Raw genomic sequence first — 21,527 nt, 5'->3', positions numbered from 1 at the left:
TAAGAAAACCGAGATGCTATTAAAAAAATTATAATGATCTAAACAATTAGGATCATTCAAACACATCATATAATGAAACTTTCCGCCGTGAGAAAAGTGCTAGAAACACGGTTGTTTCTAGCACTCGGAATTATTGAGACCTTAGGCTCAATAATTAGTCATGGAACTTAGTAGAAGTTCGCTGACGTCCGTACTCACCTAAGGAAAGTTTTTAAGATGACTTTGAATTCAATTTGAATAGCCTCTTTCGCCCTACTTCTTCTGATACAAATCAAAAACGATCTTGTCATTATAGAGGTCAATGGTATTGGCCTTAACATAGATTCCAAAGTCATTGTCAATTTCTGGCAATACAATGGTGATGGTAGACTGCTTGGGTGAGATCTGAACAAATTTTGGGATATTTTTATTTTTACTCAAGAGCTGCAAGACCATCCTTTGTGGAATTTGAAAGGTTCCGACTGAAAAATCTTTCACCGTCAAGAGGATGTTCCCATTTTCCAATTTGGATGGTTGAAAGTAAATGTATAAGGGATAATCCTTCCCTAAGAGACTCAACTGCCCTTCTAATAGGATTTGCTGATTGTCTGCATAGACCTTGTAGTCGGACAGCTTATATTTTTTCAGAAGCGATTTGATGGTGTCATTGAGTTGATCTCGAGTCGTTGTCATGGTTCCAACTTTGACATCTTTGGTGCCAACTGATTGATGAAGCTGGCTAACATCTTCTCTTGGCGTCGCTAAGCGTCCTTGCACAACTAAAGCGAAGGCTAAGAGAAGGCTGACTAAACCTAAAAATAACCATTTCCAAATATTGATTTTTTGAAGGAAGGGGACCTTCTCGTTGATGGGATTATTTTTGACTCCAAGTTTTCTTCGTGGCATTGATTTTCTCCAATATTGCTTGTTTTATCTTTTCATAGCCCGTATTGTTGGGGTGAAAACTATCCTCTTCATACAGGGCATCATTGATAACGGTTGTCTTCCCGTCACTGACTTCTGATACGCCCATTTTGCCATCAATTCCTTTATAGAGTAGGTCATTGATCGGAACGAAATAAACCTGATCAAATTGCGCAATGGTTTCTTCCGTCGTCTCATTCCAACGATCGACAGCCGTCTGGATATTAGTTAATTCAGGAAAATTCAGGTAAAGAGGATTGTAGATCCCCACTACATAAATGGGAAGATGGGGATTGTCCTTTCTGGCCTTTGTAATAATTTCTTTGAGGTTCGCTGTATAATTCTTGAGCGGTTTTTGAATATCTGATAGAGAAAAATCACTCAGATGATCAACAACTACTTTGCGCAGATCATTTCCCCCAACCGTTAAGGTCATGACACGCGCCTTTTTGAGATCCTTCTGAAGATCTGTTTGCTTCTTGAGCCGATCTAAGATCTGAGAACTTGTATTCCCAGCTACTCCATAGTTGACAGGCTGGTACTGGCCGTCATTTTCATTGGACAGGCTTTGGGCAAGGATGGGCACAAAGCCCCCTTGCTTGGTGCTATCCCCTACTCCTTCGGTCAGTGAATCCCCTAGAGCTACATAAGTATAGGTGATTTCTTTCGCAGCCGTTTTGGGCTTGGTCATGCGAGGAGATGCAATTGGTAGCAAAGCACAAAATAGAAAGACAAAGACAAGAAGGCTGGTTAAAAAGAAAACCAAGCCTTGCATCATTTTTTTAAGATTCATATGAATACGATCACTTATCCTTGAAAAATCACTTGTCCATCACAGATCGTATAAGCAACTTTTCCTTTTAATGTTTCACCTACAAATGGTGAATTGCCTGCTTTTGAAGCGAAATGATCCGATACCAGACGATCTGCTTCTGGATCAAAGATGGTTAAATCTGCCGGTCCATCCACTGCGATATAGCCAGCATCAAAATCATAGAGACGTGCTGGATTATAGGACATCTTTTCTAGCAATTGCATGAGGCTCAAATGTCCTGCATGGACCAAGTAGGTCAAACCAAGAGAAAGTGAGGTTTCAAGACCGGTCATTCCAGATGGTGCCTTGGTAATATCAGGAACATTCTTCTCATCCGCATGGTGAGGCGCGTGATCTGTCGCAATTACGGATATGACGCCTGACTTCAAGCCTTCAATCACTGCTAGGCGGTCAGATTCCAAGCGAAGAGGTGGGTTCATCTTGGCATTGCTTCCCTTTGTTAAGAGGAGACTCTCGGTTTTCGAAAAGTGTTGAGGTGCCACTTCTGCCGTCACATGAGCTCCTAATCCTTGGGCAAATTCTACAACCTTGACACTTTCTTCCTTGGAAAGGTGTTGGATATGAAGGTGGGCACCTGTCGCATGGGCAATCATGGCATCCCGCGCAGCCATCGAGTATTCGGCCACACCCGTCGCTCCACAGACATGGAAATGTTCCTTTGCAATGTTTTCATTCAACCCAAGAATGCCATTCAACTCAGGGTCTTCTTCATGCAAACTAATAAAGGTTCCTAGACGCTTAGCTTCTTCCAAGGCTTCACGGACAACCTTGGTGCTTTGAAGGGGAATCCCATCATCTGAAAAACCAGCCGCACCAGCCTTAAGCAAGCCCTCAAAATCTGTCAGGTGTTGACCGTCAAAATTCTTGGTCACCGTCGCAACCGTATGAATGTGGAGATTTTCCTTGGCTGCAGAAGCTAAGACTTCCTCTAAGGTAGCAATATCTGAAATGGTCGGATTGGTATTAGCCATCATGACCACTCGGGTAAACCCACCCGCAGCTGCTGCTAAAGCACCTGTATGGATGTCTTCTTTATGGGTTTGACCGGGTTCACGGAAATGCACGTGCACATCGATCAAACCAGGAGCTACCACTAGACCAGACGCATCAAGGACCTCTTGTCCATCCGTTGGGAGATTTTCAGCGATCTCTACAATTTTCTTTCCTTCGATGCGAAGGTCACAGACTTGATCCAAACCGGTCTTTGGATCCATGACACGACCATTTTTAATGACAACCATTGCATTCTCCTTTATTTATAAAAATCAACATGGGTCTCTAGCAAGCGATCCCCATCATAGCGAAACATTGCTGAAAAGAAGGGTTTATCTTCCAACAACCACTCGACAAAAGTGTGGTCCCCTTCCCAGGTTGGTTTTGAGAGGACTTGATCATAAGGTACCCATTCCAAGGTCCCTTCGTTACACTCGATGAGATCCCCTTCAAACTCAGTTACCTTGAAGACATAGGTGTACCAATCCAGATCTGGAGTAAACTCAGGGAAAGTAATGATCCCTTTCAAGACTGGCTTGGCTCTAAGGCCGGTCTCCTCAAAAATCTCACGGGCAGCACACTCCTGAGGGGTTTCCCCGCGTTCTAATTTTCCACCCACTCCGATCCATTTGCCTTCATGGACATCATTGGGCTTTTTATTGCGATGCAACATGAGAAATTCTTTCCCATTGTCGATATAACAAATTGTTGCTAATTGTGGCATTTCTTTCTCCTATCTTAACCAATCAATCGGCTCGCGTCCCGCCTCTTTCAAAAATTGATTGGTTTTTGAAAAGGGTTGGGAACCAAAGAATCCTCGGTAGGCCGATAAAGGACTTGGGTGAGCTGATTCAAGGACCAAATGTCGATCGTGGGTAATCAGAGGCTTTTTCTTACGGGCATAAGATCCCCAGAGGATAAAGACAACAGGCTCCTCCAACTCATTAACCACCTTGATCACAGCATCTGTGAAAGGCTCCCAAATTTGTCCTGCATGACCATTGGCCTGACCAGCAGGCACCGTCAAACAGGCATTGAGTAAGAGCACTCCTTGCTCTGCCCAAGAAGTCAGATCATGAGAACGCTTCTCTCCGATATCTGAGCGCAATTCTTTGAGAATATTTTGCAAAGAAGGCGGTGCTGGTACATGATCCGGAACAGAAAAACTTAAGCCCTGCGCTTGATCCGGTCCATGGTAGGGATCTTGGCCTAAGATCAAGACCTTGACCTGATCCATCTCTGTCGTCTGCAAGGCCTTAAAGACCTTGTCACGCGGTGGATAAACCACTCCTTTGCTATAGACTTCATTCATAAAGTCATTGATCTGGTGAAAATACCCTTCTGGAAGATGGGATTTGATGGCTTCATGCCAGGGTGAATGTTGCATGGAAACTCTCCGCTATCCAATAAATTCTTACCTTCCATTATACCACATTTGGCACAGATCCACTGGATAAAAAAGAGGCTGGACAATTTTATCCAACCTCTTTTTCAGCCTGCCAAACAAGCCAGAGTTTTTATGTATTTTCTTTCTTAAAATATCCTGCAAGACCAATCGAAGCGACTAGTAAAATTTGCGGTAAGAATTGGATGAGGTAGCGGGTCTTCCCGCCTTCAAAGATGGTTAAGAAAAGTAAGCCACCAAAGACCGCTAAGGAAAGGAAGTTAAAATCATCTGTATCTCGACGTTTGAGATAAGCTCCAACCAAACCAGCCGATAGGACGATCCAAATCACCTGCTTGACAAATTCATAATACTTGTACTGCGGGCGATCAATGCTAAGGAAATAGGTCCGCACCCATTTTGCCAAACCATTATTTTTAGTCAGGGGTGCGTAGAGAGGATTGATAAAAGGCGTCTTCTCATACTCTACATCTCGGTACAGCCAGCCCAGGGTCCCTTCTGCTACCGTCAAGGATTGCTTGTAGTAGATATGCCCGATCAAACCGAACGGTCCGTACTCCTTGAGACGGCGCTTGATTTCTTTGATCACATTTTCTTTTTTAAAGAGGCCATTGTTGTAATCCGAGCGCTTATCCTCATCGATATAGGACAACAAGCCTTCTTTCATATCTTCTTGGTTATGCCCCATATCCGTCAAGCCCAGATTGATAAATAAGAGCGGTCCTTTAGCCAGCCCTTCTTGTTTCAAGATCGGCACAACTCTTTGATGATTGACCGCTGTATTCAATCCTGCAAAGACAAAACCCGTCATCATCACGGTCACCGTAGCAATCTTTCCAAAGGCCTTCCAATTTCCTCTGAAGAAGAGTACAGCCCAAAAGGCAATCATGACAATAATCGTCGTTGGACGGATCAACATGGTCACGCCAGATAAGATCCCCAAGCCAACAATCTTCTTCCAGGAGACTGCTTGATCTTCCTTTAAGAGATCCAAAGCCCACCATAACTGAAGAGCGATCAAAGGAAGTGGCGGAATGTCCGTGTACATGGAATAGAAATAAGGCGAGTAACAGATCAAGCTCACATAGAAGAGATAGACCAGATCAGCCGTTTTTTGATTGAAATGCTTCTGGGACAGCTTGTACAAGAGGACTGCACCCAGATTGACATAGAGGATATTGAGAGCCTGCATGACCCACAGACCGCTAGAGCCAAATAAGACATAGAAAAACTTCTCGTAAAGAAAGAGCGGAATGTTATTGGGATTGCGACTGAGATAGTTGGTGATAGAGGATTGCTTAAGAAGATCAAAAGCCCCTTTGAAAACAACCGCAGCATCCCGACGGATAAAGAGCTCCGCACAAACCATAACAATCAACTGAAAGACAACCGCTCCAAGTAAGAAGCCTTTTTTATGCCGAGTCAACCAAGCAAAGGCACTCTTTAGCCCATCGCGTTTCAGCCAGGCTAGCAGAAATAGCAATCCAGCACCTGAAATGGCTAGCCACGAAATCTCTCTCAGATAGGTCACACTGATCAAGAACCAGTGGACCATCACTAGCAACATGACAACATGAAGCATCCCAAATAGAATACGTTTACTTTTCGATAACATAGGTCCATTATATCAAAAAAACAGCATTTCTGCTGTTTTGGGGTGGTACGAAATCATTCAGTTCAGGGAAATATCATTGTTATTTTCGATCATCCTTAAAATCAAACTCTATTTCCCGAGGCTCTGTGAATTCAAGGCCCCTATAAAAGAGAACGACCAACAAATATAAAATCAATCCCAAAAACAAGCGCATTTGAACAAAATATGCTAAAAACAGGACTATCATGCTTAAACAAATCAGGGCAAACAATTGACGTTTTCTCATTTTTCGCATTCACCACACCTCGGTTCCATTTGCTGTTTTTTGAAGATACTCTGTAGGCTTTATCTGACCAACTAATGCTAGTTCTGCTCCATTTTTTTCAACAAACCATTTCAACTGCACATATCTGGCAATAGTGACCAACCATAAAGTGATCATAACTGCAAAGAGAAACAAAAGGACATTTATCGCTCCTTCTCTAACATTCAAATCAAGATTTGCTTTCCCAAAGAAAAGATCCATGGGAAGGATCTTTCTATATGTCCTTGCTAATAATAAACCTAATGGAACACCAATCAAAGAAGAAACATTTGCTGGTGCTTTCTTTGAAAAAATTTGATCTTTAAACGAATAACTGGTCTGGTACACTTTTCGGTATCTGTCGAAAGGGATTTTACTATTGCGTTTGATAATAAATTCTTCCCCTTGATCTGTTACCAACAAAAAGTAGCCCCAGAGAGGCCTTTTCCCATTCAAACTGATATTAAAACATGTTCCTTTTGTGAGCATTGAAAATCCTCTCATTCAACCAAATATATATGAATGTGCTTTTTATTTAAGATGGGTCCGAACAATTCAACCTAACAAAGCTAGAATGCATACTAACCCAAGATAAATTCCAACCGTTAGAGTCATTCCGATTTTATAGAAACCGACTAAGCCGGCATACCGTTCGACAAAACCAATCTGTGGGTCGACTGGATTATAAAAGACTGTCATAGGAAACCCAATTGGGAATATCATCCGCAAATCCAGATTTTTACCTGCCCCAAGAACATAGGTTCTATCGAAAACATTGGTTTGTCTTGACTTAGAAGAAGTCTCTCTGAAATAAGCGTAGGTAAAGGTCTTTTGGTATCTTTCACCCTCGACTTGATACTCCACCACAGGCAGAGAAATAAGCAGTTGATTTTTGGAATCAAAAGCAACTACTTCTCCCAGAACTTTTGCGGTTGATTCTGTTTTCACTTTTATTTCACGGCGATACAAGGTGTAAAAGATAAGCAGCATGATCAAGAAAACAAGGGTCAAGATTCCCAAACTAAGCCAGAATGTTGTTACTGTCATTTGTTTTTTACCCTTTCACATAAACTAGTTGAATTCAAACCACTTGAAAAGTCATCTTACTCTCCTCTTTTCAACCAATTCTGTTGCTGTGCTTTTTCTGCAAGATCTTTTGCTTTATTAAGATCCAGTGAATTTGAATCTGATGGGGCATTGGATTCGATTTCTTCTTTCAATTCTTGCAAGGTTTGAACGTCTTTCGGAGTTAAATTAGAGACTGTGCTAGATCTTTTTTCTATTGAATTTTCTGGCACAGACTGGATCTCGCGATAGGTTTTGATCACTTCAGTTCCTGCGTCTGTTGTCGGAAGAGGACGATAGAACATGAAGAAACCAATAATTACAATGATGAAAGATAGAATCGATATCCCATTTCGTTTTTGAATTTCTTCCTGAGGAATTTCTACTCCTTTTGTTGATAAATTCTTCCATTCTGGATGTTCCTTCTCAGCTGCTTTTTTCTCATAAAAGACAGGTGCAATCAATGACTGATTGATGAAGGTGAGAGTTCCAAGACAGGTTATAAAAAAGGGCACTTCACGAGAGTGGCTAAGCAATATCTGAATATAAAATACACTAGCAATTATACCTAGGACGATAATAATTGTAAATCTAATTTTAAATTCCTTCTTCATTTGCAAATAATCTTCTTTCGTCATCTTATTCTCCCTTAAAAATAGTTTTTTCTTCATCCATAAAAACAATTACTACTATCATACCGGATTTTACTTTGAGATTCAAGTTAACCACCAACTAGTGAAAAGAGTATAAAAAAGAAGCGTTAGAAACGCTTCCGTGTTATTATTTATTTTGCCAAGTTTCTTGGTTTTCCTTGAAACGGTGCAACAACTCTAATCCTTCAGAAGTGATGTAACCTTGTTCTTCTGCCAAATGAATCAATTCTGTATAGTTAGACAAGGTTTCAAGTTGAACGCCAGCTTCCTCAAATTTCTTATCAGCTTTCTCCAATTGGTAGGTGAAGATAGCTACGACACCAAGGACATCTGCTCCTTCACGCTTGGCAGCTGCGACAGCATCCAAGACAGATCCACCAGTAGAAATCAAATCTTCCACTACGACCATCTTTTGACCTTGTGGTACACGGCCTTCGATTTGGTTTCCAGCACCGTGGTCTTTTGGTTTGCTACGAATGTAGGCAAATGGCAAATTCATCTTGTCCGCAATAATGGCTCCGTGAGGAATCCCTGCAGTTGCTGTACCTGCAATCACTTCCACTTCAGGGAAAGCTTCCTTGATTTTATCTACAAATCCATTTTCGATCAAGGTACGAGTTTCTGGATAAGCGAGGGTTACACGGTTATCTGTATAAATAGGGGACTTGATCCCAGATGCCCAAGTAAAAGGTTCTTCTGGTTTCAAATAAACCGCTTCAATTTTCAAAAGATGGCTAGCAATATCTTTAGCTAATGACATGACGACTCCTTTTTTACGATTTTAATCATATACGAATTAAATCATTTTTAGATTTAAACAACAACATTAAAGGTTAGTTAACGCGTTAGGGAAGATCCCATCCGACTTCCCGTAGAGCTACTTTAGTAGCGATTAGTCTTCCAACGATTTAGAGGATAAAACGATTATTTTTATCCTCTAAATCTAGTGAATAGTTTAGGGAAGGCCCTATCGGGCTCCGATTATTCCGACGATCACAGAAGAGAAACGATCATTTTCTCTTCTGTAATCTAGTGAATGCGTTAGGGAAGGTCCCATAGGACTTTTTAAATTCCGACACTTAGTTGAAAGAAACGATCATTTTTTTTCAACTAAGTTAGTGAATAGTTTAGGAAAGATCCCATCGGACTTTCCGTAGAACGTCTTGAAGCATAGCTTCTTAGACGTTCTTAACTATTCCACTGTCTCTTAATTTCATGGTAAGCGTCCCATGGGTTTTCTGCTTGGATGATTGGGCGTCCAACGACAATATAGTCAGATCCAATTTTATGAGCTTCTTGTGGGGTCATGACCCGTTTTTGGTCGCCGATTTCAGCTCCAGCAGGACGAATCCCTGGTGTGACACAGACAAAGTCTGATGAAGTGGCATCCTTGATCAAGGCTACTTCATGGGCTGAACAGACAACGCCATCCAAGCCTGCTTCTTGGGCCTTGCGAGCATAATTAACTACAGACTCTTGGACCGTTGTTTGGATGTTTTGGCAATCACGCATGTCTTCTTCACTGGTAGAAGTCAACTGGGTCACGGCTACCAATTTAGCTCCTTCACCAAGAGCTGCCTTGGCTTCGCGCATCATCTCTACACCACCAGCTGCGTGAACTGTCACCATATCTACTCCGAAGGTCCCCAGTACGGACATGGCTGATTTGACTGTATTTGGGATATCATGCAATTTTAAATCAAGGAAAATGCTGTGTCCAAGCCCTTTGAGGTAATGTACAATTTCAGGACCAACTGCATAGAAAAATTCCATTCCGATTTTTACAAATAATTTTTCGTCTTCTGGAAAATGCTCTAAAAAGTTTTTGACATCCTCGAAAGCTGGGAAGTCAAGGGCGATAATAGGACGTTCTTCACGCATGGATTACTCCTTTTTTGATTGATCATTTTGTCTACAAAAAAACCTTGCACGAGGCAAGGTTACACGAAAATTAGGTAGGAACAACTACCATGATTCACCGTCTAGACCTTAGGAGCCTCTCTGGACTGCTTTAAAGGTTTTTATTTATTGTAGTACGATATTTGGGAAAAGTCAAGGATTTACAGTAGATTTTCCCGTACATGTTTTCGGAAGTTCTCAAGGGTGTCAATACCATAGCGATCCATGACCTGTGGCAGATCTTCGATGATGGTTGGACAAGCATAAGGATCGGTGAAATTAGCGGTTCCAACTCCAATCGCAGAGGCTCCTGCAATCATCATTTCAATGGCTGCTTCTGCTGAATCCACACCTCCCATTCCGATAATCGGAAGTTTAGTGGATTGGGCAACCTGGCGGATGAGTTTCAAAGCAACTGGGAAAACAGCTGGACCCGACATGCCTCCGGTTCCATTAGCAATGATAGGCTTACCAGTCTTGAGGTCAAAGCGCATCCCAACCAAGGTATTGATCATGGTTAAGCCGGTCGCCCCTGCATCTTCTACTGCTTTTGCGACCTGCGTGATGTCTGCTACACTTGGTGTTAATTTGACATAGACAGGGACGGAGGATGCTTCTACCGCTGCTTTCACAGCCGCATAGGCCAATTCAGGAACTTGCCCGATTAAAAGACCGTTGTTCCCATGGTCTACGTTTGGACAAGAGATATTGAGCTCAATTGCTTTGACATTTGGCGCTTTCGAGATCTTGCCTGATACCGTTGCATACTCTTCATTGGAGAAGCCAGCTACATTGGCAATAATCGGTAGATCTGGATAATGTTGAGCCAACCAAGGGAGTTTCTCTGCTAGGACCACGTCTACGCCTGGATTTTGGAGACCAATAGCATTGAGCATGCCGGCAGGCGTCTCAGCAACTCGTGGAGTCGGATTTCCGAAGCGAGCCTCAGCAGTTGTCGCCTTGATCATGATGGATCCAAGCAGGTCTAAGTCATAGTATTTGGCATATTCTTGACCAAAGCCAAAACAGCCAGATGCCGGAATAATCGGGTTTTTCAAGTCTAAACCAGGTAAGGATACGGCTAGTCGATTTGCTGTCATAAGGTCCTCCTACATCACAATCGTACCGGTTTCAAAGACCGGTCCGTCTTCACACACGCGCTTATTAGCTGCCTGACTTTCATTTTCCAGATGCACTACACAGGCATAGCAAGCACCCATCCCACAAGCCATACGCGATTCCATAGAAATATAGGCGCGAGGATGGTCATGGAATTTGGTATTGACATATTTGAGCATGCCAGGTGCTCCACAAGAATAGATAGCATCAAACTCCTGGTCCATCTGATCAACGATGGTTGAGACATAGCCCTTAGTGCCATAAGTCCCATCGTCTGTCGTTACAGTGACATGAGCCACCTGAGAAAGCTCTTCTTCCAAAATGACAGCTTCTTTGGTCGCAAAGCCGACAACCACTTCAACTTCTACCCCTTGCTCATGAAGTTGTTTGGCCACTTGGACCAAAGGAGGAACACCGATCCCGCCACCGATGATCAAGGCTTTCTGACCTTGGCCGAGATTGGTGAGATCAAAGCCATTTCCCTGAGGCCCCATCACGCTTAGTTTGCTACCGATTGGCAATTGGGAAAAGATAGCTGTTCCCCCACCTTCGATGCGGTAGATCAAACGACACGTCTGTGTCTCAGGATCAATCTCAGAAATTGAAATCGGACGGCGAAGGAGCTTAGACCCATCAGGGACGCGGATATGAAGGAATTGACCTGGCAGCATCTGCTCCACCATTTCCCCTTTTAAGATCATAGAATAGATGCGAGGAGCGATCTCTTCTTGAGCGACCAGCTCCATCTCCTCCATCATGATTTTGCCAAAGCGTTTTTTACAACTGTCACTGACCATTGATTTCCTCTTCTTTCTTCCAGCAAAAAAGACCTCGCAAAAGCAAGGCCCTACAAATCATCAGCTAGACTCCGTCCGCTGATCTTTTTTCTGTCTTTCCTTGCAGGCCTCTCTGGACCTCTTAAAGGTTAAATTTGTCTCATTATATCGCTCTCCTTGTCGCTTGTCAAGTAGAAGCCGATGGCTCCGCTCATTTCCCATCTGTCTCAGGAGAAAACCCTTCTGGTACCGGTGGAATATACTGTAAAGCGATTCGATTTTCAGGCTTACGATCAACTAGATAAAGAACCAGTAAAAAGAGCCATTCCAAGGGTTTCATCAGGTAATAGATCAGGTCCATAGCCCATTTCTTCTTGATATGTTTGGCAAAGGGATAGCCATAGCGGTCATAATTGCGACGCAAGAAGTGATGGAATCGTGGCGTCTTTTCTTCTAGCACCTGCTCAAAGGCATTGGCAATACAGAGCTGGCGATTCACCACAACAGGATGACCGTGCCGGACTCCCATCCGTTGGGGTTTGACAACTTTTTCATGCCCACCAGCCGCAACCGTACAGAGATAGTGCTCATCAATGATGAGATTCTGAGGAGGGATCTTTTGTGAGAAGGCCCAGTCAGCTGTATTGGTCCAGGCCTTGATCATGGAATCAGGCTGCTGCCCAAAGAGCATGAGAATGAGGACGATGAGAGCCAGCGTCGGAAGGGCAAGCAAAACCGCTAGCCAAGGCCAGTTCCGTGACTTGTTTAAGAGCTGATGGAGCCATTGAAGTAGACGATTCTCATAGCTTATCTCTGTTCGATCTTCCTGCCACTCCTTAATGCGAACCCATAAGAGATGGATGGAATAGATCAGTAAGAAAAAGGTGTGAAAACTTGCTACCTGCAGTTGATTATCAAAAACTAAGAGGAGAACCACTCCTCCTAGAATGCCACTGATGCAGAAGACGTTCGCTAGCGGCGAGAGTGAATTCGCATCCCGATAGGAATAGATGATCAAGGCTAGTAAGGAGAGAGCAGCAAAGGTGAAGAAGGTTGGATAGGCACCTGACCAGATCAGAGCATGCTTCTGAGAATTGATCAAAGGCTCATTCCATTCGTAAAAGGTCATATCCTTGACGATGTAAATGAAAATCGCTTCGAGAAAGCAACCAAAGAGTCCAAACCAAAGAACAATGGTAGGCTGTTGCTTTTTCTTTTTGACAGGCTTAGGACTAGGTGATTCTTGCCTTTCTTTCATAAGGAATGCGTCATCTTCTCTTGTCCCTTCTCCTTCCTTTGGAATTCTATCTTCAAACAAATCAGGATCTTCGAGAGCTTCTTCCTCAGATTCTTTGAACTGGAGGCTAGACCACCGACCAATCCCATAAATGATGACAAAAATATTGGGGACAAAGAGGGCCAGAGTCAAACCGTAAGGAAAGATCTCCATGGTGAAGGCAATGACCTCCCAAACACTAAATTGAATGAATGGATCCTTTATTGCGTAGAGCGACTGACTAATAACCAAATAGATGTAAAAGGCCAATAGAATCAGAGCATTGGTCACAAAATTGATCTGCAACAGACCAGCTGTGAAATGGGTTTCCAATTCCTTATCCTTTTTCTTATACCAGGAAACGAGTTTTTTCATAAGATCTCCTCAATCAATTTTTTACCATTCTATCAATCAGATCTTACCTTCAGCAAGGCAAAACTGTATTTTTCCATCAAAATCAGTCCCCAGATGTAGATTTTGTTTCCAATCTTCTATTTTTTAACTATTTGATCTAGCCTAATTTCTATTACCTATTCTAGCCTGTCTTATTCTCTGATACAGTCCTTGAAAGACCACATTTTACGGGAAAAACGCGCTCTTTTATGTTAAAATAAAAGCATGAGAATACAACAATTACAATACATTATCAAAATCGTCGAAACCGGCTCTATGAATGAGGCCGCAAAACAACTCTTCATCACGCAACCTAGCCTTTCCAATGCCGTCAAGGACTTGGAAAATGAGATGGGAATTGAAATCTTTATCCGGAATCCTAAAGGGATCACTTTGACCCGCGATGGGATGGAGTTCCTCTCTTATGCCCGCCAGGTGGTGGAGCAAATCGACCTCTTATCCGAGCGCTATAAAAATCCCGTGGGTTCTCGTGAGCTTTTCAGTGTCTCTTCACAGCACTACGCCTTCGTGGTTGAGGCCTTCGTTTCTCTCCTCAAGAAAAGCGACATGGAAAAATACGAGCTCTTCCTACGGGAGACGCGAACTTGGGAGATCATCGATGACGTCAAGAATTTCCGAAGCGAAGTTGGCGTACTCTTTTTGAATAGCTACAACCGAGATGTCCTCTCTAAGATGCTGGATGATAATCACCTGATTGCCACCCACCTCTTTACAGCGCAACCTCATATCTTTGTCAGCAAGACCAATCCTCTTGCCAAGAAGGAGATCGTCCACTTGTCAGATCTGGAAGATTTCCCATACCTTAGCTATGACCAAGGAACCCACAACTCCTTCTACTTCTCAGAAGAGATTCTCTCTCAAGAGCATCATAAGAAATCCATCGTTGTCAGTGACCGGGCGACCCTCTTTAATCTCTTGATTGGTCTGGATGGCTACACCATTGCGACCGGGATCCTCAACAGCAATCTCAACGGAAATAACATCGTCTCCATTCCCCTTGATATCGAAGACACAATCGAGTTGGTCTACATCAAACATGAAAAAACAGCTCTCTCAAAAATGGGAGAAAAATTCATCGAGTACTTGCTTGAGGAAGTGAAGTTTGATAAATAAAAAATATCTGAGTGTCTCATGTTCACTCAGATATTTTTTATTGTCTTAATTGTGAAAATACTTGGCCAATTTTCCCTTCAATAACCAGGTCTGCTTGTTTGTCTTGAGGGATACTGGTTTTATTGATGACAACCAGCTTCTTCCCTTGAAAATACTGGATCAAGCTAGCCGCTGGGTAGACCACAAGGGAAGTTCCACCGATAATCAGGAGATCAGCCTCTTGGATTGCTTGGGCTGCTTGGCTAAAGACGTCCATATCGAGAGGTTCCTCGTAGAGGGTCACATCAGGTTTGACCACCTTGCCGCAGTCCAGACAGTGTGGAACCGGGCCTTCTAAAGCTAGAAAGGCCTCCAAATCATAAAATCGCTGGCAACCCGTACAGTAATTGCGATCGGCGCTGCCATGGAGCTTCAAAACTTTTTTAGAACCAGCCATTTCATGGAGACTATCAATATTTTGTGTCACAACTGCCTGGAGCTTACCTGTATCTTCAAGCCGAGCCAAATACTGATGGGAAGCATTGGGCTTGGCATCTGGGTAGAGCAAGTACTTCTTGTAAAAGTCGAAAAAGTCCTCTGGATAGCGCGCAAACATGGTATGGGAGACCAATTGCTCAGCTGTCAAATGCCGCCCCACCTGAACACTATAGACACCGTCTGAGCTTCGAAAATCTGGAATATTTGACTCTGTAGAAACTCCTGCCCCTCCGAAAAACACGATCCGTTGACTCTGATCAATCATCTCCTGTAGTTGAGCAATCTTATCCATCTACTTCTCCTTTAGTAGCTTTTCCATGACAGCATTGGCCTGATCAAAATAAAAGTTAGCTTGATCATAATGGATGCCTGTGTAGCTTGCAAGGTCAATCAAATTCTTCATAAAATCCTGAGAAGAGAAACCCGTCGTCCGATGGAGCTCTTCTTCATCAAAGGGCTTGATCAAGTGGGCCAAGGGGTTGCGAACTGATTTTTCTAACTCCCGCAATTGTTGGGCCGCAACTTTGACGCTATCTGGCAAGTCCAACTGCGCAATCAACTCCGTCAAACTGGACGAATTGACCACACTTTCGCTGTGGAATTGCTGCAGGATAGGGTTGTCAGACGCATGCAGGCTCTCAAACTTCCAACGGTCATAACTCGATTCTTTGGAGTTATGAATATAGTTGGTAATATCAGGAATTTTCAACTGAATCAATCGCATAAAGATCCGATAGATGGCTGGGCTAACGGCACGAACAAAGTCAATAATCTGCTCATTTCGCAACTTCGCCTCTAAGTCATAAAGGTAGTTGGCCAACTGCTCGTCTTCTGGATCTTCATGCCAAAAAAGCTGAAAACCAGTCGCTTCTAGCAACTCAGTTCTCAACTTTTGATTCATGACGGGTTGGATATTAAGCTCTCGACGCTCCGCCATTAACTGCAGTAAGCTCACCAACAAATCCGGTACTTCTTCCTGCTGCTTGATAGATCGCAGAGCCCGGCTGTAGTGATAATTTTGGAGATCGTAGAGCCATTCATCATGAAGGAATTTTGCCATTAGTCTGCAATCAAGGTCTCAAGACCAACTTTCATCATGTCTGTGAAAGTAGTTTGACGTTCTTCAGCAGTTGTATCCTCATCTGGATTAACCAAACTGTCTGAAATCGTCATGATAGCAAGCGCATCAACATGGTGTTGAGCAGCAAGATAGTAAAGGGCTGCCGCTTCCATTTCTACAGCTTTCACACCCCATTTACCAAGCTCGATATTCTTTTCACCATAGTTTGAATAGAAGACATCTGATGACAAGACATTGCCGACGTGAGTCGCCATGCCAAGGTCTTTGGCAATGTGGTAAGCTTTGTCTAAAAGATCAAAGCTAGCGATTTGTGGGAAATCGTATTGAGGCCAGTCGTTGCGGATGATGTTTGAGTTGGTTGCGGCAGCTTGTGCCAAGACCAATTCACGAACATGCACATCCTCATTCAAAGAACCAGCCGTTCCCACACGGATCAATTTCTTCACACCGTAGTCGACAATCAGCTCACGCGCATAGATGGAGATGGATGGCATTCCCATTCCAGTACCCATGACAGATACACGGTGACCTTTATAAGTACCCGTGTAACCAAACATGTTACGGACTTCGTTGAAGCAAACAGCGTCTTCAAGGAAATTCTCAGCAATAAATTTCGCACGAAGAGGATCCCCAGGAAGAAGAATTTTATCAGCAATTTCACCCTGCTTAGCAGCAATATGGATAGACATAATTAAGATATAAAGGGCGACAGAGAACAAAGTAAAAATAGGAAACTGACGACGCATCGCAGATGCTAGACAGTTTATCTTTTTTACACAGTTCTCCGCCCGTATTCAGTTCAGCGAATACGGTAAACCCATCCTTTCTTTTTTTATTGAGTAATTAGGAGAGCGACCAGAAAGCGACTGAAAATTAGGAATCTGACGAGAAATCCTGATTTCTCAGTCAGATTATCTATTTTCCGAGCTTTCCGCTCGTGTTCAAATTAGAACACATGCTCTACCTTTCTTTTATATTTATTTTGTTAATGAGTCCAAAAACGTAAAGAGTTTGGCATTCATTTCTCGATAATCGTAAGCACGAATGGCTTCAGGTTTTTGAACAAAGGTCAATTTTTGACTTTGTTTTTCTATAACATCTTCCCCGTCTGCAGCAATCAAGAGATTGACTGCTTCTGGATCAAATTCCAAGTGAGCTTGGAAGGCATAATGTTTCGGACTAAAGCGGATAATCTGACGTGGACACCCTTGACTGGTCGCAAGAACAACAGCATCTTTTGTCAATCCTGGCATATCGCCATGCCAGTGGCCAGTTTCAAGAGTTTCTCCAAACTCACCGACATGTGGATCTGTAAGTCCTTCAGGCGTCAAGGTCACAGGATAAACCCCAATCTCACGTTCTGGACTGTGTTCATACTCCGCTCCATAAGCAACAGACAGGAGCTGGGCACCCAGACAGACTCCAACAATATAACGATCTGCCTTCATGGCCTTTTGAATCAGTTCGATCTCTGCCTGAGGATCGTAGTATGGAAAAGCTTCCCGATCTTCATCTGGCGATTGAGGACCTCCCATCACAATTAAGAAGTCAATCTCATCCACTGTCTCTGGTAAAGCTTCATTCTCATAGACTTTGGTCGTGGTCACTTGATGACCACGCTCCTGCGCCCATTTTAGATAAGCGCCCGGTACTTCAAAGGTTTCATGCAGTACAAAATGTACCTTCATTATTTCTTCTCCCATCTTTTTCGAATCACGTAAGACAAACCAGCCGCAAGTACAAGCGGGATTGTCAAACTCAAAGGTTGGCCTGTAAATCCAAGACTTAGGGCAATAGCTGTTAAAGGAGCTTCTAGGGTCGTTCCTAAAAAGACGGTCGCTCCAAGTAACATCCCTAGAGCAGGATCCAGATGAATCCCAAGGGCTGTCAAAAGCAAGGTCACTAAATAGCCAGATCCAATCCCAAGGGCAAATGATGGTGTCAAGGTTCCCCCATAGGCACCATTGCGCAAGAGGAGATAAACCAGAAGCCCCTTCACTGCAAGAGTCAGTGGAAGATAAGGAATCGACTGGCTAGATAAGAGGGCTTGCGCTAGTACCTGGCCATTTCCCATAAAGATAGGGAAAAAGGCTACTAGGCTCCCCAAGACTAGAAAGGCTAGAGGAAGAGCCAAAAGAATCGTCCCGTCCTTCCGCCGTTTGTGACTAGCCCGCTTGGCGAGGAAAGCAAAGACCAGAGCCAAGGGAGTGACTAAGAAAGCAATCACAATAGCCTGTAAGAAACTGCTAGCCGACCATGAAACTGCGGACAGGTGATAAATGGCCTCCTGACCAACGATGGACTGAGCGACCCAGGTGGCCAGATAAGTGCTGGTCAAAACCAGTAGAAAGTTCTGCCAACTGTAGGCGAGTCCTAAGGTCTCAAAGACAAATAAGCTACTGGCAAAGGGGACCTGATAGACCGCAGCCAAACCAGCTCCAGCCCCACAGGCGATCAAGACTTTTCGCTCTTTGAGAGCTAGTGAGAATCCCTTCGCCAAGCGACCAGCTAGAAGAGCCCCGATCTCACGTGGGGCTCCTTCTTTTCCGACCGATGCACCTGCTCCGACAATTGCCACCTGCATCCCTGCATGAAGGAGGTGGGCTAAGGGCGCTGGTTCCCTGTCTCCAGGTAAGTCCATTTGCTGGCGAATAGACAGGATCTGATAACGCCTTTGCAGGAGATACCAGAAGCCAGCTGCCAAGCACCCAGTCACACACAAGACCAGAAATCTACGGAGACCTCCAGCTTCTTGGAATTGATGGAGTAAATCGGAACTAGCTTGGCCAAAGGCCAGTCCCTGCACTCCTTCTAGTAGATAATGACAGGCAATTCCGACCAGACCTGTTCCTATTCCCAAGGATAAAGTAGCTAGAAGTAACCTCAGTCCGTAGGGCAGACTTTGGAGTCGTACTTTCATTGGATTAGAGTTCAGCAAGAATCGCTTTCAGCAATCCTTTGAAGTCGCCTTTGACGCGCTCTGTCACTTCTACCACTTCTTCGTGGTTGAGCTCTTCTTGGAAACCAGCCGCAAAGTTGGTAATACATGAAATACCAAGAACCTTCAAACCAGAGTGTGCTGCAATGATGACTTCCGGAACGGTTGACATTCCGACAGCATCTGCGCCAAGTGTCTTAAACGCACGGATTTCAGCTGGAGTTTCATAAGTTGGACCAGTCACACCGATATAAACCCCATCATCCAATTTGATACCCAATTTGTCTGCTACTTTATGAGCAGTCTCACGATATTCTGGAGTGTAGGCTTTTGACATATCTGGGAAACGTGGACCAAAGTCATCCAAGTTTTCACCGATCAATGGGTTTTGACCAGTCATATTGATGTGGTCTGTGATGGCCATCAAAGTACCAGGACCAAAGCCGATACCACCGGCAGCGTTGGTAACAAGAACCCCTTCACATCCCAAAACTTTCATGACACGAACTGGGAAAGTCACTACTTCTAGTGGGTTTCCTTCGTAGAAGTGGAAACGTCCTTGAAGGGCCAAAACCTTGCGTCCAGCAAGATCACCATAAACCAATTTACCCGCATGGCCGACAACCGTTGAACGACCCCAGTTTGGAATTTCAGAGTAGTCTACTACGACTGGATTTTCGATTTCTTCAGCCAGTTCTCCAAGACCTGATCCAAGGATCAAGCCAAACTCAGGTGCTTCCATTCCTTTGCCTTTCAAAAAAGCAGCTGTTTCATTGATTTTTGCTAATAATGTCATTGCATATCTCCTTTATGATTTCCTTAAAAATTGGCCAATTTTGTCAAATGTATTGGCATTGCGAATGGTCAAAAGACGGTAATCCGGCATCTTGAGGACTTGTCTGTGGTAAGCGGTCTTTGTATAGGTCTCTTCTGAGTATTTGCCCCAGTAGATCCCTAGATTCCCACGATGGATGATTTCATCACCGAGCGAAAAAGAAGAGACCAGCTCCCAGACAGCATCCTGATCGAGGCCTTCTGTGTAAAAGAGAACATCCTTGCGGGCCAGATCCTCCTGCCACCAGGCTGGTAGAGCAGCGAGTTCTTGCGCATAGTCCTCAGCTGAAAAGAGAGAAAAAGACTGGATAAAGGGGTAGTGATCACAAAAGAAATGTCCCAGCAAATCCACCAATTCTGCTTTAGAACCAGCAGATTCAAAGAAGATATTGCCACTATTGATGTAGGTCTCTACCCCATCCAGCCCGATCGTTTGAAGCTCTTCTCGAAGTTCTGCCATCACGACCTTGTTTTTGCCGCCAACATTGATTCCTCTTACGAGGAGAGCAAAGAGCATCATCTTAGACCAATTTATCTAAGAAGCTTTCTCCGATCATGGCTTTCTCAACACCAAAGTTTTCCGCCACAGTAGCTGAGATATCCGCAAAGTGGCCAACTGGAATCAAGCCGCTACCTTTGAAAGATGGGCTATAAGCCAAGAATGGGATGTATTCACGCGTATGGTCTGTACCAGCGTAGGTTGGGTCATTCCCGTGGTCTGCAGTGATCATCAAGAGATCATCTTCACGCATAGCTGCAATAATTTCTGGCAAGCGTTCGTCAAATTCATGCAAGCAATCGCGGTAGCCGTGAGCATTGCGACGGTGACCGTAAAGAGCATCAAAGTCTACCAAGTTGGTAAATGAGAACCCTTCTTGGAACTCAGGAAGTCCCATGGTCTTAATCAAGGTATCCATACCGTGGCTATTTGATTTGTTGTGGCCCATATCGTGGTTGATACCAGCTCCGTTGAAGATATCGTTGATCTTACCAACTGCATAGGTATCAATACCCGCTTCGTTCAACTTATCCAAAACAGTTGGCGCAAATGGTGAAACAGCTAAGTCACGACGGTTGGCTGTACGTGTGAAGTTTCCAGGTTCCCCAACATAAGGACGAGCAATGATTCGACCAAGAAGAGCTGGACGTTCCAAAGTGATGGAACGAGCGTATTCACAGATACGGTAGAGTTCATCCAAAGGAATGATGTCTTCGTGAGCTGCGATTTGAAGCACAGGGTCTGCTGATGTATAAATGATCAACTCGCCAGTTTCCATTTGACGTGGTCCAAAGTCATCGATAACCGCTGTACCAGAATAAGGTTTGTTGGCTTCACGGATGACCTTACGTCCTGAGAATTCTTCAATTTTAGTCAAAATTTCTTCAGGGAAACCATTCCAGAAAGTATCAAACGGTTCTGTAATGTTGAGCCCCATGATTTCCCAGTGACCAGTCATGGTGTCTTTCCCAAGAGAGACTTCTTGCAATTTTGTCGCATAACCAGTTGGGTTGCTTTCAGCTGGCACAGTCTTCAATGGTACTTCACGAGGAATATTTCCAAGACCGATTTTGGCCATGTTTGGTACATTCAAACCGACGGTTTTAGAGATGTGACCCAATGTATCAGATGCTCCATCTGGAACTCCTGCATTGACAAAGTTATTGGCATCTGGTGCAGCACCGATCCCAACTGAATCCAGCACAACTAAGTGCATGCGTTTAAATTTTGACATATACTGCCTCTTTCCTTTATTAAACTAGCTATATTATACCATATCCCTATAAGAAGAGAGCCGTTATTTGATCCGAGGCTGGGACAAAAGTCCTAGCCTCTCAATTGTTTTTGGA

General features: G+C 43.8%; 23 protein-coding genes. 1 reads left to right on the top strand and 22 read right to left on the bottom strand.

Annotated elements, in window-relative coordinates:
• Nucleotides 1–252 precede the first annotated feature (252 nt).
• From M1G14_RS02720 to M1G14_RS02655, 14 genes are all read right to left on the bottom strand, one after another.
• Nucleotides 253–885, bottom strand: coding sequence for a YpmS family protein (locus M1G14_RS02720; protein WP_049522560.1), 633 nt, complete (start codon nt 883–885; stop codon nt 253–255).
• Nucleotides 854–1,696 (bottom strand): SGNH/GDSL hydrolase family protein, encoded by an 843-nt coding sequence (locus tag M1G14_RS02715; protein ID WP_049522561.1) that lies wholly within the window; start codon nt 1,694–1,696, stop codon nt 854–856. The genes M1G14_RS02720 and M1G14_RS02715 overlap by 32 nt, the downstream gene beginning before the upstream one ends.
• Nucleotides 1,697–1,710: 14 nt before the next feature.
• A complete protein-coding gene (locus tag M1G14_RS02710; protein ID WP_049522562.1) occupies nt 1,711–2,979 on the bottom strand; it encodes a dihydroorotase in 1,269 nt (422 codons plus the stop codon).
• Between the two features lie 11 nt (nt 2,980–2,990).
• Complete coding sequence (locus tag M1G14_RS02705; protein WP_049522563.1) at nt 2,991–3,455, bottom strand: NUDIX hydrolase; 465 nt, start codon at nt 3,453–3,455, stop codon at nt 2,991–2,993.
• A 9-nt stretch (nt 3,456–3,464) separates the two neighbouring features.
• Nucleotides 3,465–4,118, bottom strand: a complete 654-nt coding sequence (locus tag M1G14_RS02700; protein ID WP_023917989.1) for a uracil-DNA glycosylase — start codon at nt 4,116–4,118, stop codon at nt 3,465–3,467.
• A gap of 130 nt (nt 4,119–4,248) precedes the next feature.
• Nucleotides 4,249–5,751, bottom strand: a complete 1,503-nt coding sequence (locus tag M1G14_RS02695) for a glycosyltransferase family 39 protein (RefSeq protein WP_049522564.1) — start codon at nt 5,749–5,751, stop codon at nt 4,249–4,251.
• 274 nt (nt 5,752–6,025) lie between these two features.
• Nucleotides 6,026–6,523 carry a hypothetical protein gene (locus M1G14_RS02690; RefSeq protein ID WP_239683021.1) on the bottom strand — a complete coding sequence of 166 codons (498 nt, stop codon included), beginning with the start codon at nt 6,521–6,523 and terminating at the stop codon, nt 6,026–6,028.
• Between the two features lie 66 nt (nt 6,524–6,589).
• Nucleotides 6,590–7,081 carry a DUF3592 domain-containing protein gene (locus M1G14_RS02685; RefSeq protein ID WP_031575802.1) on the bottom strand — a complete coding sequence of 164 codons (492 nt, stop codon included), beginning with the start codon at nt 7,079–7,081 and terminating at the stop codon, nt 6,590–6,592.
• Between the two features lie 56 nt (nt 7,082–7,137).
• Nucleotides 7,138–7,737, bottom strand: coding sequence for a hypothetical protein (locus tag M1G14_RS02680; RefSeq protein ID WP_049483137.1), 600 nt, complete (start codon nt 7,735–7,737; stop codon nt 7,138–7,140).
• A gap of 142 nt (nt 7,738–7,879) precedes the next feature.
• On the bottom strand, nt 7,880–8,512 hold the full coding sequence (gene pyrE, locus M1G14_RS02675; protein WP_024055762.1) for an orotate phosphoribosyltransferase: 633 nt from the start codon (nt 8,510–8,512) through the stop codon (nt 7,880–7,882).
• Nucleotides 8,513–8,940: 428 nt separating this feature from the next.
• Nucleotides 8,941–9,633, bottom strand: coding sequence for an orotidine-5'-phosphate decarboxylase (gene pyrF / locus M1G14_RS02670; protein ID WP_013903499.1), 693 nt, complete (start codon nt 9,631–9,633; stop codon nt 8,941–8,943).
• Nucleotides 9,634–9,812: 179 nt separating this feature from the next.
• Nucleotides 9,813–10,751, bottom strand: coding sequence for a dihydroorotate dehydrogenase (locus tag M1G14_RS02665; protein ID WP_049483142.1), 939 nt, complete (start codon nt 10,749–10,751; stop codon nt 9,813–9,815).
• 9 nt (nt 10,752–10,760) lie between these two features.
• On the bottom strand, nt 10,761–11,567 hold the full coding sequence (locus M1G14_RS02660) for a dihydroorotate dehydrogenase electron transfer subunit (RefSeq protein ID WP_049522566.1): 807 nt from the start codon (nt 11,565–11,567) through the stop codon (nt 10,761–10,763).
• Nucleotides 11,568–11,757: 190 nt separating this feature from the next.
• Nucleotides 11,758–13,197, bottom strand: a complete 1,440-nt coding sequence (locus M1G14_RS02655; protein ID WP_049522567.1) for a DUF6688 domain-containing protein — start codon at nt 13,195–13,197, stop codon at nt 11,758–11,760.
• 243 nt (nt 13,198–13,440) lie between these two features.
• Here M1G14_RS02655 and M1G14_RS02650 point away from each other — a divergent pair, with 243 nt between their 5' ends.
• Complete coding sequence (locus M1G14_RS02650; RefSeq protein ID WP_049474876.1) at nt 13,441–14,349, top strand: LysR family transcriptional regulator; 909 nt, start codon at nt 13,441–13,443, stop codon at nt 14,347–14,349.
• A 37-nt stretch (nt 14,350–14,386) separates the two neighbouring features.
• Here the strand turns inward: M1G14_RS02650 and M1G14_RS02645 are convergent, their stop codons facing one another.
• The 8 genes from M1G14_RS02645 to M1G14_RS02610 form a co-directional block, all read right to left on the bottom strand.
• Nucleotides 14,387–15,118, bottom strand: a complete 732-nt coding sequence (locus M1G14_RS02645) for an NAD-dependent protein deacylase (protein ID WP_247926250.1) — start codon at nt 15,116–15,118, stop codon at nt 14,387–14,389.
• Nucleotides 15,119–15,886 (bottom strand): hypothetical protein, encoded by a 768-nt coding sequence (locus M1G14_RS02640; protein ID WP_053091124.1) that lies wholly within the window; start codon nt 15,884–15,886, stop codon nt 15,119–15,121.
• Nucleotides 15,886–16,596: a purine-nucleoside phosphorylase gene (gene deoD, locus M1G14_RS02635; protein WP_049474996.1), complete on the bottom strand. Its 711-nt coding sequence runs from the start codon at nt 16,594–16,596 to the stop codon at nt 15,886–15,888. Before deoD ends, M1G14_RS02640 begins: the two co-directional genes overlap by 1 nt.
• 288 nt (nt 16,597–16,884) lie before the next feature.
• Complete coding sequence (locus M1G14_RS02630; protein ID WP_186821440.1) at nt 16,885–17,595, bottom strand: type 1 glutamine amidotransferase; 711 nt, start codon at nt 17,593–17,595, stop codon at nt 16,885–16,887.
• Nucleotides 17,595–18,827 (bottom strand): chloride channel protein, encoded by a 1,233-nt coding sequence (locus M1G14_RS02625; protein WP_193389403.1) that lies wholly within the window; start codon nt 18,825–18,827, stop codon nt 17,595–17,597. The genes M1G14_RS02630 and M1G14_RS02625 overlap by 1 nt, the downstream gene beginning before the upstream one ends.
• Before the next feature lie 4 nt (nt 18,828–18,831).
• Entirely contained in the window at nt 18,832–19,641 is an 810-nt protein-coding gene (locus tag M1G14_RS02620; RefSeq protein ID WP_003007090.1) for a purine-nucleoside phosphorylase, read from the bottom strand.
• Between the two features lie 12 nt (nt 19,642–19,653).
• Nucleotides 19,654–20,199, bottom strand: coding sequence for a DUF1697 domain-containing protein (locus M1G14_RS02615; RefSeq protein WP_049474872.1), 546 nt, complete (start codon nt 20,197–20,199; stop codon nt 19,654–19,656).
• A 1-nt stretch (nt 20,200) separates the two neighbouring features.
• On the bottom strand, nt 20,201–21,412 hold the full coding sequence (locus M1G14_RS02610; protein WP_049522569.1) for a phosphopentomutase: 1,212 nt from the start codon (nt 21,410–21,412) through the stop codon (nt 20,201–20,203).
• Nucleotides 21,413–21,527: the final 115 nt, after the last annotated feature.

This window comes from Streptococcus parasanguinis, assembly GCF_023109675.1.
GTDB lineage: Bacteria > Bacillota > Bacilli > Lactobacillales > Streptococcaceae > Streptococcus > Streptococcus parasanguinis_I.
The sequence above is the reverse complement of the archived record's forward strand: the minus strand, read 5'-3'. Positions and strand labels throughout refer to the sequence as shown.